Origin of the sequence: Micromonospora sp. U56 (assembly GCF_018070095.1) — a bacterium.
Lineage (GTDB): Bacteria > Actinomycetota > Actinomycetes > Mycobacteriales > Micromonosporaceae > Micromonospora > Micromonospora purpureochromogenes.
Window position 1 is genome coordinate 26,910 of sequence record NZ_JAGPYL010000001.1, and the last position, 14,634, is coordinate 41,543.

Genomic DNA, 14,634 nt, shown 5'->3' on the forward strand with positions numbered 1-14,634 from the left:
GACCCGGTGACAGACTGGTCGCCGCAGGCAACGAAGACGTGAGGGAGGCGGTGTGCGCTGGCGCAGCTTCGTCGCGGTGGGGGACAGCTTCACCGAGGGCATGGACGACGCGTACCCGGACGGCACCTATCGCGGGTGGGCGGACCTGGTGGCGACCCGACTGGCTGCCGAGGCCGGGCCGGACTTCGGGTACGCCAACCTGGCGATCCGGGGCCGGCTCTTCCCCAGTGTGGTGGCCGAGCAGGTGCCCGCCGCGCTGGCGATGAAGCCGGATCTGATCAGCTTCGCGGCCGGCGGCAACGATGCGCTGCGCCGCAACTTCGACCCGGACACCCTGGTCACCCGCTTCGACGACGTGGTGCGGCAGCTCCGCTCCGGCGGCGCCGACGTGATCCTGTTCCGGTTCGCCGACGTGATGGCGCGGTTGCCCGGCCAGCGCCTGGTCGCTCCCCGGATGGAGCTGATGAACCGGGCGGTCGGCGAGACCGCCGAGCGGCACGGCGCGATCATGGTCGACCTGTACGCCGACGACACCTTCCTCAACCCGATGCTGTGGAGCACCGACCGGCTGCACCTGTCGGCCGCCGGGCACCGGCGGGTCGCCGCCCAGGTGCTGACGGCGCTCGGGGTGGGCTGCGACGAGGAGTGGCTGCTGGTCCCGGAGCAGCCGGCTCCCACGCCCTGGCTGGCCGCTCGCGCCGCCGACCTGCGCTGGGCCGGCCAGCACCTGGCCCCGTGGATCAAGCGGCGGCTCACCGGGCGGTCCTCGGGCGACACCGTCACCGCCAAGCGCCCGCTGCTCGGGCCGGTCAGCGACTGACGGTGCGGACCATCCACGCCGCCACGCTGCTGCGGTCGACGCCGGACGACGAGCCGGTCGCCGGCCGCGCGGTGCTCGTCACCGGCAACCGGATCGAGGCGGTCGCGCCGCTCGACGAGCTGACGGAGGCGTACCCGCAGGTGCGGGTGCGGCGGTGGGCCGGCACCCTCGGGCCGGCGCTGGTGCACGACGGGCCCCTGCCGCTGGCACCGAGCCCGCGCGAGCGGGTGCACGCGCTGTTCCGGCTCGGCGTCGCCGCGGTGCTCGCCGCGCACGTCACCGAGCCGGAGCTGCGGGCCGCCGCCGCCCGCAACGACGTCGCGGTGCTCGACCGGGTACGCCCGCCGGCGCTGGTGCCGGCCGGCCGCGCCGACCTGGCCGTCTTCACCGACGACGGCACCTGCCTCGCCACGGTGGTTGCCGGCCGCCTGGTGCACCGCCGGGCCTGACCGGCGCGCCGGAGCGTGGACTGCTCCGGGCGCCAGGACCAGGCGTCGGTGCCGACGGGTCGACGGTTGTCGACCGAGCCGGGGCCGGGTCAGGAGAACCAGGTCCAGGTGCGGTCGACGCCCGAGCCGACGCCGACGATCCGCCAGACGCCGTCGCCCTGGAGCACGAGCGTGCCGTCGGTCAGCCTCCCCACCTGCACCACGCTGCTGCCGCTGTGGGCGAGGGCGTCCCGCAGCGCCGGCTGGTCTACATAGCCGCCGTCCACCCAGAAGCCGACCCGCCCGTGGCTGTTGGCGAAGATGGCACCGTCGCCGGCAGCGGCGAACCCGCCGTCGACGGGGGCATGTGGCATCCCCGGTCGCGGCTGCCACTGGTCACCGACCAACCGCCAGACGGCACCCCGCCGATCGTCCACGAGCCAGGCGTCACCCCCGTCGGGTGACACGGTGAGGGTCGCCGAGGCGGTGAGGGGAGGCAGCTTCCGCCAGGTCGCCGCCCCGTCGGCGGAGACCACGACAGTCGCCTGCCCGTCCCTGAGGCTGGCCAACCAGAGCCGGCCGTCGCCGCCCTCGACCAGATCGACCCGGGTGTTCGTGTCGAGGGCCAGCGGCGGCTGCGTCCGGGCCGGTACGCGGCCGAGTCGGGCGAGGTGGAACCGGTCGCAGTCCTCGCCGCGCGCCTCCTGCTCAGCCGGGCAGGCCAGCCGGAAGCCGCTTCGCGTCTCCGCAACCGACCAGGCGTCCCGGTACGGTGGCCCGCCCGGACGGCTGGTGAAGGTCTTACCGCCGTCCGTGGTCACCAGGAATCTGCCGCCCGTCGCGACGGCGAGCGTCCGCTCGTCCACCGGCATCAACTGGGCTCCGCCGTCGCCCACCGGCAGCGCTGCGCCCTGCCAGGTCGCCCCGCCGTCGGTGGTCCGCCCGAGCGTCCGCCGGCAGTCGGTCGGCGCCTCCCGGGTGCAGGTGTCGAAGAGAGCCCAACCGTGCCGCGCGTCGACGAACCGCAGGTCGACCAGTGCGCCGGCCGCTCCCGGCACCACCACCTTCCGCTCGGTGAGCCGGCCCGGGGTGGGCGTTGGTGGCGTGGGCGGCCGGTCGTCGCGCCCGGCGACGGCGAGTGCGCCCGTCGGAGCGCCCACGAGCAGGGCGACGAGCCCGGCCAGCAGGCCACGCCGCCGACGCCGGCGGGCGCGTACCCGGCGTTGGGCCGCCGCGACGCCCGGGGGCCGGAAGATGGTCAGCGCGTCCGCCTCGAACTCGGCGAACATCTCGTCCAGGGCGGTCTCACGCATCGTGGGCCTCCTGCCGCTCGGTGAGGTGGGTGGCCAGCGCGGCCCGTCCCCGGGAGAGCCAGGAGCGGACAGTGCCCTCCGCCGCACCGATCTGCTCGGCGATCTCCCGGACGCTCAGCTGCGCCAGGTGGTGCAGCACGATCGCCCGCCGCTGCGTAGCGGGCAGGGTGGCCAGCGCTCGGGTCAGCGCCACCCGGTCGGGTTCCGGCCCGGGCGCGTACTCCTCGCGCTGCCGGGCCAGGTGCCGGACGGCGGTACGCACCCGGCGCAGCCGGCTGGTTGCCAGGTTCCAGGCGACCCGGCGAACCCAGGCGGACGGGTCGTCGTACCCGCTGACCCGGTCCCAGCGTTCGAGCAGTCGGCAGAACGCCTCCTGGGTGAGGTCCTGCGCCTCCGCCGGGTCCCCCAGGTACGCGTGCAACTGCACCGCGATCCGGTGGAAGTGGCCCTCGTAGAGGTCGGTGAAGTCCACGGGTGGCGTGACGGCCCGGGGCGGCCCGGTGTCCGGCCGTACGGTCATGTCGATCCTCTGTGGTCGGCGGGTTCGTCCCTGTCACGTGCCGGCGGTCACATCCGCTGCACCCGATTTCCGATGGCCGGCCGCCGTGCCGCGATCCGGCGTACCTTGGGGATCATGCCTGTGCCGAGCGATCCGAATCCCCGCCTCCAGTCGTACGCCGATCCGCAGCGCCTGGTCACCACCGAGTGGCTGGCCGAGCACCTGGGCGACGAGGGGCTCGTCGTGGTGGAGTCCGACGAGGACGTGCTGCTCTACGACACCGGTCACCTCCCGGGCGCCGTCAAGGTCGACTGGCACACGGAGCTGAACGACCAGGTGACCCGGGACTACCTCGACGCGAAGAGCTTCGCCGAGCTGTGCGCCGCCAAGGGCATCGGCCGGGGCGACACGGTGGTTTTCTACGGCGACAACTTCAACTGGTGGGCCGCGTACGCGCTCTGGGTCTTCTCGCTCTTCGGCCACCCCGACGTGCGGCTGCTCGACGGCGGCCGGCAGAAGTGGATCGCCGAGGGGCGGGAGCTGACCCGGGAGAAGGTGACCCGTCCCCGCGCCGAGTACCCGGTGCCGCAGCGCGACGACACGCCGATCCGGGCGTACCGCGAGCAGGTGATGGCGCACGTGGCCGCCGGCCGCCCGCTGGTGGACGTCCGCTCGCCCGGCGAGTACACCGGCGAGATGCTGCACATGCCGGACTACCCGCAGGAGGGCGCGCTGCGCGGCGGGCACATCCCCGGCGCGGTCAGCAAGCCGTGGAAGTCCGCCGCCAACGAGGACGGCACCTTCAAGTCCGCGGACGAGCTGCGCGCCATCTACGCCGATCAGCTCGGGCTGAGCCCGTCGGACGACGTGGTGGCGTACTGCCGGATCGGTGAGCGGTCCAGCCACACCTGGTTCGTGCTGCGGCACCTGCTCGGCTACCCGCAGGTGCGCAACTACGACGGTTCGTGGACCGAGTGGGGCAACCTGGTCCGGGCACCCGTCGCCAAGGGTGACCAGCCGGGCGGCATCGCCGGCTGATCCGTCCCGCGGCACCGACGGCCGTGGTCACCGCTGGGTGACCACGGCCGTCATCGTCACGCGGTACGCCCGTCCGGGGCCGTCCCGGTCAGGTAGCGCTGGAGGGTGGGGCCGACCCAGGCGACCAGCTCGGCCGGCGCCGCGTCCACCATGGGCGGCAGGCCGACGATGTAGCGGGTGAAGGCCAGGCCGAGGGTCTGGCTGGCCACCAGGCCGGCGCGGCGGGCGGTGGTCGCCGGGTCGGTGCCGAACCGGGCCACGACGGCGGTGAGTTGGTCGGCGAAGATGCCGCGGATCCGCTCGGCGGCACGCTGGTTGGTGCTGGCCGCCCGGAGCAGGGCGGCGAGCGTCTCGTCGCCCTCCCAGCGGTCCAGGAAGTGCCGGATCAGCACCTCGCCGAGCTGCCCGGTCGGCACGTCGGCCAGGTCGGGCAGCCGCAGGTCGAACTCGGCCGCCGCGGCGAACAGCCCCTCCTTGTTGCCGTAGTAGCGCATCACCATCGACGGGTCGATCCGGGCGTCGGCGGCGATGGCCCGGATGGTGGCGCGCTCGTATCCGTCGGCGGCGAACCGTTCCCGGGCGGCGCGCAGGATCGCGGCGCGGGTGGCGTCCGAGCGGCGGGCCGGAGTTGCGGCGGTCATGCCTCCGACTCTATGCCAACAAGCGTTGACACGGCGCTCCGACCCGGCCTAACCTTGCCTACAAGCGTTGGCAAACACTTGTTGACATAGGAGGTGGGCCATGTTGCCCGAGCGCACCGACGTCCTGGTGGTGGGGGCCGGGCCGACCGGCCTGACCGTCGCCGCCAGCCTCGCCCGGCGGGGGGTGGAGGTGACCGTGGTCGACCGCGCCGCGCAATCGCCGGTCACCTCCCGGGCCGCCGTCGTGCACGCGTACACCCTGGAGGTGCTGGATCGGATCGGTGCCGCCGCCCTGCTGGTGGCCCGGGGAGCGGCGTCGCACCGGTTCACCGTCCGCGACCGCGACCGGGTGCTGTTCGGCGTCGGCTTCGCCGACCTGCCGAGCCGCTACCCGTACGCGCTGCTCGTCTCCCAGGCGGTCACCGAGGCCGTGCTGACCGACCGGCTCACCGCGCTGGGCGGCCGGGTCCACCGGCCGTACGAGGTGAGCAGCCTGGACCGCGACGACGCCGGCGCGGTGGTCGGGTTCGCCGACGGCGGCCGTGTCCACGCCCGGTGGGTGATCGGCGCGGACGGCATGCACAGCACCGTGCGCGAGCTGGCCGGGATCGGCTTCGGCGGACCGGCCGGCCGCGGCGAGTCGTTCGTCCTCGCCGACGTGCGGGTGCGCAGCGTGCTGCCCCGCGACGAGATCGCGCTCTTCCTGGCCCGGCCGGGGCCGCTGGTCTGGGCGCCGCTGCCGGACGGGGTGGTCCGGGTGGTCGCCTCGGTCGCCCAGGCCCCGCGCGCGCCGGACGCCGCGTACTTCCAGGCATTGCTCGACGAGCGGGGGCCGGCCCGGCGGCCGGACCGGGTCACCAACGTGATCTGGAGTTCCCGGTTCCGGATCCACCACCGGGTCGCCGACACCTACCGCGCCGGCCCGGTGCTGCTGGCCGGCGACGCCGCGCACGTGCACAGCCCGGCCGGCGGGCAGGGGATGAACCTCGGCATCTGCGACGCGGTCGCCCTCGGCGACACCCTCGCCGACGTGATCGCCGGCGGAACCGACACCCTGCTCGACGACTACTCGGCCGCGCGCCGACCGCTGGCCGAGGAGGTCGCCGGCTTCGCCGACCGGCTGACCCGGCTCGCCACCGTTCCGCCGGTCGTCCGCCCGCTGCGCGACCTGGTGCTCCGCGTCGTCGCCGGCGCCCCGACCGTCCGTCGGCGGCTGGCGCTGCGCCTCTCCGGACTGGCCCAGCGCCCCGGCTAGGCTGCCCCGATGGGGCAGGTGTGGCGGGACCGGGGCGACGTGCTGCTCAACGCGACCGGAGCGGCCCTGGCCGGGCTGCTGTCCCGGCGCTGGTGGGCGGGGCGCCGTCCGGTGCCGGCGCGGCCGGCCGCAGTGCCCGCCACGCCGCGAGCGTGACCAGCGCGAAGACCACCGCCGCCGCCCCGACCACCGGACCCACCCCGTACGCCGCCCCGGCCAGCCCGGCGAGCGTCGCGCCGACCGGTGCGGTGAGCACTGCCGCTATCCGCTGGGTGGCACCCACCCGACCCAGCAGCGCGGCCGGCACCCGGCCCTGCCCGTACGCCACCCAGAGGCTGTTCCACACCGTGCCGCCGGCGGCGAAGACGGCCAGCGCGAGCCCGGCCACCACCGAGTGCCGGGCCAGCGCGAAGGCGGCCAGGGCGACGGTCTGCGTGGCGAGCACCGCGCGCAGCGCGGAGGTGGTGCCGAGCCGGGCGGCCAGCCGCCCCGCCCCGAGCGCCCCGGCCAGCCCGCCGAGCGCGACCGTCGCCATGAACAGCCCGTACCCGGCCGGCGGCACCCGCAGCACGTCCAGCGCGTAGAGGACCAGCACCGCCATCAGCGCGCTGATCGCCAGGTTCGTCCCCGCGCTGAGCAGGGTGATCCGCCACATCGTCGGCTCACCCCGCAGCCACCGCACCCCGTCGGCGGCCTCCCGCCACACCGAGCGCCCCGCGCTGCCGCGCTCGCGGCGGCCCTCGCGCCCGTTCGGGCCGGCGGCGGTGCCCGGTCGACCGGGACCGGGTGCCGACTGGGCGCTGCCAGGCCGGGCGCCGCGACGCCGACCGGGGCCGGCGGCGGACCGGGACAGGGCGAGGGTGAGCAGGGCGGCGAGGGCGAAGGTGGCCGCGTCCACGGTGAGCGGGACGCTCGGCGCGACCGCGAAGAGCACGCCGGCCAGCGGGGCGCCGAGCAGGGCGCCGGCCAGCGCGGTGCCGGCCTGGAGACGGCCGTTGGCGGCGGGCAGGGCCGACGCGGGCACCAGCGCGGGAAGCAGCGCGAACGAGGCGGCGTCGAAGAGGACGCCGAGCGCGGCGAGCAGGAACGCCGTCGCCACCAGCGCCGGCACCCCGGCCCGGTCCACCGCCACCGCGACGGCCAGCGCCGCGACCACGGCCGCCCGCAGGGCGTCCACCAGCGCCATCGTCCGGCGGCGGTCCCAGCGGTCGGCGTACACGCCGCCGAGCAGGCCGAGCAGCAGCGGCGGGAGCTGCCCCGCGACGGTCACCACGGCCACCGCCCGGGGGTCGCGGGTCAGCGTCGCGGCCAGCAGGGCCAACGCCGGCGTACGCAGGGCGTCGCCGAACCGGGAGGAGACGGCGGCGGACCAGAGCAGCCGGTAGTCCCGGCCGAGTGGGGTGGCGGTCATGCCGACGGACCCTGCCGCCTCGACCGGGTCGAGGGTCAAGGCGACCGGAAAGGGGTCGGACAGGGTCGGTGATCACCGGTACGGTGAGCGCCGAATCCGACCGGGGAGAGCGTGTGGACCGCACCTTCCAGGTCGACCTCCGTGGCGTGGTCGACCTGCTCAGTCATCACCTCTACGGCAGCCCACGGGTGTACGTCCGGGAACTGCTCCAGAACGCCGTCGACGCGATCACCGCCCGCCGCGCCACCGAACCGGACGCCCCCGCCCGGGTCCGGATCGAGCCGCCGGAGCTGACCGGCGACGGCACCCTGCGGGTGCACGACACCGGCGTCGGCCTCACCGAGGCGCAGGTGCACGAGCTGCTGGCCACCATCGGCCGCAGCTCCAAGCGCGACGAGCTGGGCTTCTCCCGGCACGAGTTCCTCGGCCAGTTCGGCATCGGCCTGCTCTCCTGTTTCCTGGTCGCCGACGAGATCCGGGTGGTCACCCGGCACGCCGACCAGCCGACCGTGCTCTGGACGGGCTGGTCCGACGGCCGGTACGCCGTCCGGCCCGCCCCGCCCGAGCAGGCCCGGCCGGAGCCCGGCACCACCGTCACACTGGTGCCCCGCCGCGACGCCGACCAGTGGCTCGGCGTGCCGACGGTGACGGAGCTGGCCCGCCTCTACGGCAGCCTGCTGCCGGTCGACGTGCGGGTCGGCGACACCCCGACCACCGCCGGGCCGCCGCCCTGGCCGACCGCCCCCGGCGCGCCGCTGGACCGGGCGGCCCTGGTCCGGTACGCGCAGGAGACCCTCGGCTTCGTCCCGTTCGACGTGGTGCCGCTGGCGGTGCCGGAGGCCGGGCTGACCGGGGTGGCCTTCATCCTGCCCACCCCGGTGAACCCGGCGGCGCGGGCCGGGCACCGGGTCTACCTCAAGCGGATGCTGCTCACCGAGCACGCCGACGGGCTGCTGCCGGACTGGGCCTTCTTCGCCCACTGCGTGGTGGACGCCAGCGAGCTGCGGCCCACCGCCAGCCGCGAGGCGCTCTACGAGGACACCCTGCTCACCGGCACCCGGGACGCCCTCGGCGACCAGGTGCGCGGCTGGCTGGTCCGGCTGGCCAAGCACGACCCGCGCCGGCTCGCCGAGTTCCTCCAGGTGCACCACCTCGGGGTCAAGGCGCTGGCCCTGCACGACGACGAGATGCTGCGCCTGGTCGACCAGTGGTGGCCGATGGAGACCAACGTCGGCACGCTCACCCTCGCCGAGTTCCGGCAGCGCCACGGCCTGCTCCGGTACGCCGCCAGCCTCGACGAGTTCCGCCAGCTCGCCGCCGTCGCGGCGGCGCAGGACCTGGCCGTGGTCAACGGCGGCTACACGTACGACACCGAGCTGATCGAGCGGCTGCCCGCGGTGGACCGGTCGGTGCTGATCGAACGGCTGGAGCCGAGCGATCTGACCACCCGCTTCGACGCGCTCGAACCGCACGTCGAGCTGGCCCTGCGGCCGTTCCTGACCGGCGCCCAGCGGGCCCTGGAACGGCTCGGCTGCGAGGTGGTGGTCCGGGCGTACGACCCGGTCTCGCTGCCGGCGCTCTACCTGGTCAGCCGGTCAGCGGCGTTCAACGACCAGCTCGCCGCCAGCCGCGAGAAAGCCGACGAGCTGTGGGGCGGCGTGCTGGACGCGCTGGCCGCCTCCGCCCCGCCGGACCGCCCGCAGCTGGTGCTCAACCACCGCAACCCGCTGGTCCGCCGGGTCACCACGCTGACCGACCCGGAGCTGGTCGGGCTCGCCGTCGAGGCGCTCTACGGGCAGGCGCTGCTGCTCGGGCACCACCCCATCCGCGCGGCCGACGCCGCCCTGCTGAACAGTTCCTTCCTCGGCCTGCTCGGCCGGGCCGTACCGGGACGGGAGTGAACCGACCGTGAACGACGACGACCTGTGGCGGCTGCTGCACGAGGCGCACAACATGCCGTACGGGGCGGGGCAGACCGCCGCGCTGGAGCAGCTGATCCGGCGGGCCGACGCCGGCGACGACCGGCACCTCGCCTTCGCCGCCCGGATGCAGGCCACCACCGGGTACGTCTACGGCGGCGAGCCGGCGAAGTCCTTCGTGACCTTCTCCTGGTGCCTCGCCGAGTTCGACCGGGACCCGCAGCCCTACCACCAGCGCTTCGCCCACCAGCTGCTCTGGCACTTCAAGTACATGGTCAGCGCCATGCTGAAGTTCCCCGAGCTGCCGCTGGACCGCACCTACGCGGTGCTGGACGACATGGAGCGGCGCTACCGGGACACCGGGCACTCGCTCCAGGCCGTGTACAAGCACCGCTACCTGGTGGCGTCGCACCTCGGGGCGCACGACGAGGCGGCCGACTGGTACCGCCGGTGGATGACCACCCCCCGCGACGCCCTCTCCGACTGCGCCGGCTGCGACCCGACCACGCAGGTGCACCACCTGTGTGAGGTGGGCCGGCACGACGAGGCGGTGGCGCTGGCCGAGCCGGTGCTCGCCGGCCGGCTCAGCTGCACCGAGCAGCCGCAGGCGATCCTCACCGCGCTGCTGCCGGCGTACCTGCGTACCGGCCGGTCGGAGGCCGCGCGGAACGCTCACCGGGAGGCGTACCGGCGGCTGCGGTCGAACCTCTCCGACCTGTGGGAGATCGCCGACCACGTCGAGTTCTGCACCCTGACCGGGAACGACGCCCGCGCCCTGGAACTCGTCGAGCGGCACCTGGACTGGCTGGACCGGGCGCCCACCCCGGCCGCCGCCATGCACTTCGCCGCCACCGCCGCGGCGGCGCTGCGGCAGGTGCCGGGCGAGTTGACCGTGCACCGCCGGGCGTTCGGCGACCGGCCGGCCGGGGAGGTGCCGGTGGCCAGCCTCGCCGCCGAGCTGACCGACGCGGCGACCGCGCTGGCCGCCCGGTTCGACGCGCGCAACGGCACGGCGTACCAGTCGGAGGTGGTCGCCCGGCGGCTCGCCGCGCAGCCCGTCGGGGAGCACCTGCCGCTCTCGGCCAGCCTGCGTCGTCGCCCGACCCGCACCCCCGAGCCGGCGCCGAACGACGTGGCCGGGGCGGAGCCGGTGCAGGTGCCGGCCGGGGCGAGCGCCGAGGAACTGCTCGCCCTCGCCGACGAGTGCTGGCGCACCCACCGTACCGACGACTGCGCCACCGTCCTCAAGGCGTACGACGAGCGGTTCGGCGCCGCCGAGCTGCCGGCGGCCACCGTGGCGCGGCGGCTGGAGCTGCGCGCGGGCGAGCTGAACGACGACGGTGACCCGGCGGCCTCCATCGAGGCCAACCGGGTCGCGCTGGCCGCCTGGCGGGCGGTGCCCGACCCGGTGCGCGCACAGGTGGTGGCCGGGCGCCTCGGCGCGCTGCTCTGCATGACCGACGAGAGCGCCGAGGAGGGGCTGGCGCTGGCCCGCGAGTCGGCGGAGCAGCTCGACCGGCACGGCGACCAGCGGGAGCGGGCCGCCGCGCACGACCGGCTGGCCCTGGCGTACGTGCACCGGCAGCGCTGGGCCGACGCGCTCGACGAGATCGACCGGGCCGCCGCCGAGGCGGACGTCGACCCGTGGCTGGCGGCCCGGGTGGCGCTGCACCGCGCGCACGTCCTGGAGGAGCTGGACCGGGGCGAGGAGATGGGCGAGGCCGCCGAGCGGGCCCGCCGGCTCAGCCGCGAGGTGGGCTCGGCCGGCATGCTCGTCGCCGCCTGCCTGGCGTACGCCCGCTGGGCCGACGACCCGGCCGAGGCCGTCGCCGCCTGTGACGAGGCGCTGCGGGTGGCCCCGGCGGAGGCCCGGCTGGCGGTCCGGGTGGCCCGGGGCCGGGCGCTGCTCGCCGCCGACCGGGCCGCCGACGCGGTGGACGACCTGGCCGAGGCGGTGACCCTGTGCGTCGAGCAGGACGCCGAGGGCGACGCCTTCCTGCGGTGGGAGCTGGCCAACGCCTACCGGGTGGCCGGCCGGCTGAGCGAGGCCGCCGAGGTGGCCGAGGAGGCGGTGCTCGGGCTGGACCGGCTCGGCGCCCAGGCCGAGGCGGACCGGTGCCGGCACCTGCTGGCCGGCGTCTATGAGGGACTGGGTGAGATCGACCCGGCGCTCGCCCTGCTGGAACAGCTCGCGGAGAACCTGGACAGCCCGGACAACCTCCCGCACCGGGCGCAGGTGCTGGAGGAGGCCGGCGGCATCCTCTACGACGCCGACCGGGACGCGCTGGCCGCGCAGCGGTTCGCCGCGTCGGCATCGGCGTACCGGCTGGCCGAGCTGCCGCTGGACGAGCTGCGGGCCCGGCGGCGGCAGTTGCTGGCGCTCTTCTGGTCCGGTGACCTGCCGGCCGCCTCGGCGCTCGTCGACGTGGTGGACGAGGCCGCAGCGGCCCTCACCGGGCTGCCCGAGGAGCCGCCCGTCGTGACGTACGAGCGGGCCCTGGCGGCCGAGGCGGTGGCCCGGGTGCTGACCGCCGAGGACCGCACGGTCGCGGCGCTGGACCGGCTGGACGGCGTGGCCGACCGGCTGCGGTCGATCGAGGCGTTCGGCGAGGCGGCGCAGGTCGAACTGCTCACCGGTGACCTGCTGCTGCGCGGTGACCGGCCGGCCGACGCGGAGCGCCTGCTCCGCGAGGTGCTGGGCGGGCTGCCGCCCGGCTCCCGGCCGGCCAGCCAGGCGGCCTGGCTGCTCGCCCGGGCCCTGGACGACCTGGGCCGGTCCGCCGAGGCGGCGAAGCTGCGCGCCGAGCACGGGATCGAGGAGAACTGACGGCGGTCGCCGCCCCGGGCGGCGGTGTCCGCGCTGCCTCAGTCCCGGCCGGTCCGGCCCGGCTGACCCGGCCCGGTCGGGCCGTGCCGACTCGGCCAGGGTGGCCGGCCGGGGAGCACGCGGTGGGCCGGCGGCGGGGCGGTGAACTGACCGACCGGTAACCGAGCCTCCACGACGGCCGGCGCGCGGTCTAGGCTTGCCCGGTGGCGGTGGAGCAGCAGGCGCGGGGCGGGACGAACGGCGCGACGGGCGCGGGCCGACGCCGGTCCCGTCGAGACGAGATCCTGGACATCGCGGTCGGCCTCTTCGCCGCGCGCGGCTACCACGGCGTGTCGATGGACGACATCGGCGCCGCCGCGGGCGTGACCGGGCCGGCGCTGTACCACCACTTCGCCGGCAAGGAGGCGATGCTGGTCGCCGCGCTGATCCCGGTCAGCGAGGGGCTGCTCGCCGGCGGCCGGGACCGGGCCGCCGGGCACCCGGACGACCCGCGCGGCGCGCTGGAGTCGCTGATCGACTTCCACGTCGACTTCGCGCTGGCCAACCCGGCGGTGATCGCGCTGCACCTGCACGAGCTGGACCGGCTCCCCGACGAGCCGCGTCGCAAGATCCGCCGGCTCCAGCGGCTCTACGTCGAGGAGTGGGTGACCGTGCTGACCGCGCTGCACCCGGGGCTGCCCGACGGCGAGGCCCGAGTGCTGGCCCACGCCGCGTTCGGCCTGATGAACTCCACGCCGTTCCTCGGCGGCGAGGTCGACCGCCGCCGCCGCGCCGAACTGCTCCGCGCCGCCAGCCTCGCCGCCCTCCTCGCCCCCACCGACCCCGCCTGACCCCCCCCGCGGGCCCGCCGCGCCCCCCGCCGGCCCTCCCGGCCCGCCCGCTTCGGTTGATCAAGAAGTTTGGGTCGGGAATCCGGCTCAAGCCGACGCAAACTTCTTGATCACCACGTCGGCGGGGGCCGGGCGACTCGTGAGTAACCGGCGGCGCGTGGTTACCTGGCACCCGTCCCCACCCCTGGACGTCGGGAGGAAACATGATCGAGTCGCTGCTGGTCGCCAACCGGGGCGAGATCGCCCGCCGGATCATCCGTACCGCCAAGCGGCTCGGTATCCGCGCGATCGCGGTGCACTCGGAGGCCGACGCCGGCCTGCCGTTCGTCACCGAGGCCGACGAGGCGGTCTGCGTCGGCCCGGCCAACCCGGCGCAGAGCTACCGCAACGTCGAGGCGATCCTCGCCGCCGCCAAGTCGACCGGCGCGCAGGCGATCCACCCCGGCTACGGCTTCCTGTCGGAGAACGCGGACTTCGCCCGTACCGTCGAGGCCAGCGGCCTGATCTGGGTCGGGCCCCGCGCGGACGCGATCACCGCGATGGGTGACAAGATCAATGCCCGGAACCTGATGGCGGCGGCCGGTGTTCCGGTCGCGCCCGGCACCACCGACCCGGCGGCCGACCTGGACGCGGCGGTCGCGGCCGCCGCGGAGATCGGCTACCCGGTGATGGTCAAGGCCGCGGCCGGCGGTGGCGGCATGGGCATGGGCGTGGCTACCGACGAGACCGCGCTGCGCACCGAGTACGACAAGGTGCGCTCGTTCGCCGAGCGGATGTTCGGCGACGGCTCAGTGCTGATCGAGCGGTACTTCCCCCGGGTACGCCACGTCGAGGTGCAGATCCTCGGCCTGGCCGACGGCCGGGTGGTGGCGCTGGGCGAGCGGGAGTGCTCGGTGCAGCGGCGCAACCAGAAGCTGGTCGAGGAGTCCCCGTCGCCGGCGGTCTCCCCGGAGCTGCGCGAGCGGTTCCTGGCGGCGGCGGTACGGGCCGGCGAGGCGGTCGGCTACCGCAACGCCGGCACGGTGGAGTGCCTGCTCGACCCCGCCACGAACGAGTTCTTCTTCCTGGAGATGAACACCCGCCTTCAGGTCGAGCACCCGGTGACCGAGTTGGTCTACGGCGTGGACCTGGTGGAGGAGCAGCTGCGGGTGGCGGCCGGCCTGGCGCCGACGTTCGACCCGGAGGCGCTCGCCCCGCGCGGGCACGCCATCGAGCTGCGGATCAACGCGGAGGACCCGAAGCGCTTCCTGCCCGGACCCGGCGCGATCAAGACCTGGGTCGAGCCCACGGGGGAGGGCGTCCGCGTCGACTCCGGCTACATCGAGGGCAACACGGTCACCCCGTTCTACGACAGCCTGATGGCCAAGCTCATCGTCAGCGGCACCACCCGCGCCGAGGCCATCGAGCGCGCCAAGGCCGCCGTCGCCGCCTTCGACCTGACCGGCCCGAAGAACAACCTCCCCTTCTTCGCCGAACTCCTGGGGAACGAGGAGTTCCTCTCCGGCGACTACGACACCGGCATCGTCTCCCGCATGCGCTGACCCCTCGACCCCCGTTGATCATGAAGTTCTTGCCCCGACACGCCGAGGGGGAGGGCAATAACTTCATGATCGACAGGGTCGGGTGCAGATGGGCGGTGCGGAGTGGGAGGGT

At 75.3% G+C, this 14,634-nt stretch carries 12 protein-coding genes; 8 read left to right on the plus strand and 4 right to left on the minus strand.

Annotation, left to right across the window (positions count from 1 at the left end; translation table 11 throughout):
- Nucleotides 1–52: 52 nt before the first annotated feature.
- The gene (locus tag KBX37_RS00160) at nucleotides 53–820 is read left to right on the plus strand and encodes an SGNH/GDSL hydrolase family protein (protein WP_210773578.1); all 768 of its coding nucleotides are present in this window, start codon (nucleotides 53–55) and stop codon (nucleotides 818–820) included.
- Nucleotides 821–822: 2 nt separating this feature from the next.
- The gene (locus KBX37_RS00165) at nucleotides 823–1,269 is read left to right on the plus strand and encodes a hypothetical protein (protein ID WP_210773579.1); all 447 of its coding nucleotides are present in this window, start codon (nucleotides 823–825) and stop codon (nucleotides 1,267–1,269) included.
- 89 nt (nucleotides 1,270–1,358) lie between these two features.
- On the opposite strand, the gene KBX37_RS00170 is transcribed toward KBX37_RS00165, so the two are convergent.
- The gene (locus tag KBX37_RS00170; RefSeq protein WP_210773580.1) at nucleotides 1,359–2,561 is read right to left on the minus strand and encodes a hypothetical protein; all 1,203 of its coding nucleotides are present in this window, start codon (nucleotides 2,559–2,561) and stop codon (nucleotides 1,359–1,361) included.
- Nucleotides 2,554–3,081 (minus strand): RNA polymerase sigma factor, encoded by a 528-nt coding sequence (locus KBX37_RS00175; protein ID WP_210773581.1) that lies wholly within the window; start codon nucleotides 3,079–3,081, stop codon nucleotides 2,554–2,556. Before KBX37_RS00175 ends, KBX37_RS00170 begins: the two co-directional genes overlap by 8 nt.
- Before the next feature lie 114 nt (nucleotides 3,082–3,195).
- Here KBX37_RS00175 and KBX37_RS00180 point away from each other — a divergent pair, with 114 nt between their 5' ends.
- A complete protein-coding gene (locus KBX37_RS00180) occupies nucleotides 3,196–4,098 on the plus strand; it encodes a sulfurtransferase (protein ID WP_210773582.1) in 903 nt (300 codons plus the stop codon).
- Nucleotides 4,099–4,154: 56 nt separating this feature from the next.
- Here KBX37_RS00180 and KBX37_RS00185 read toward each other — a convergent pair whose 3' ends face one another.
- Nucleotides 4,155–4,739: a TetR family transcriptional regulator gene (locus KBX37_RS00185; protein ID WP_210773583.1), complete on the minus strand. Its 585-nt coding sequence runs from the start codon at nucleotides 4,737–4,739 to the stop codon at nucleotides 4,155–4,157.
- Nucleotides 4,740–4,839: 100 nt separating this feature from the next.
- On the opposite strand from KBX37_RS00185, the gene KBX37_RS00190 reads away from it, so the two are divergent.
- Entirely contained in the window at nucleotides 4,840–5,994 is a 1,155-nt protein-coding gene (locus KBX37_RS00190) for an FAD-dependent oxidoreductase (protein ID WP_210773584.1), read from the plus strand.
- Between the two features lie 46 nt (nucleotides 5,995–6,040).
- Here KBX37_RS00190 and KBX37_RS00195 read toward each other — a convergent pair whose 3' ends face one another.
- On the minus strand, nucleotides 6,041–7,405 hold the full coding sequence (locus tag KBX37_RS00195; RefSeq protein WP_210773585.1) for an MFS transporter: 1,365 nt from the start codon (nucleotides 7,403–7,405) through the stop codon (nucleotides 6,041–6,043).
- A gap of 113 nt (nucleotides 7,406–7,518) precedes the next feature.
- Between KBX37_RS00195 and KBX37_RS00200 the strand changes: the two genes are divergently transcribed.
- From KBX37_RS00200 to KBX37_RS00215, 4 genes are all read left to right on the plus strand, one after another.
- Nucleotides 7,519–9,306 carry an HSP90 family protein gene (locus tag KBX37_RS00200; protein WP_210773586.1) on the plus strand — a complete coding sequence of 596 codons (1,788 nt, stop codon included), beginning with the start codon at nucleotides 7,519–7,521 and terminating at the stop codon, nucleotides 9,304–9,306.
- A gap of 7 nt (nucleotides 9,307–9,313) precedes the next feature.
- Nucleotides 9,314–12,151 carry a hypothetical protein gene (locus tag KBX37_RS00205; protein ID WP_210773587.1) on the plus strand — a complete coding sequence of 946 codons (2,838 nt, stop codon included), beginning with the start codon at nucleotides 9,314–9,316 and terminating at the stop codon, nucleotides 12,149–12,151.
- Between the two features lie 203 nt (nucleotides 12,152–12,354).
- Nucleotides 12,355–12,981 carry a TetR/AcrR family transcriptional regulator gene (locus KBX37_RS00210; protein ID WP_210773588.1) on the plus strand — a complete coding sequence of 209 codons (627 nt, stop codon included), beginning with the start codon at nucleotides 12,355–12,357 and terminating at the stop codon, nucleotides 12,979–12,981.
- 203 nt (nucleotides 12,982–13,184) lie between these two features.
- Complete coding sequence (locus KBX37_RS00215; protein ID WP_210773589.1) at nucleotides 13,185–14,522, plus strand: acetyl/propionyl/methylcrotonyl-CoA carboxylase subunit alpha; 1,338 nt, start codon at nucleotides 13,185–13,187, stop codon at nucleotides 14,520–14,522.
- Nucleotides 14,523–14,634: the final 112 nt, after the last annotated feature.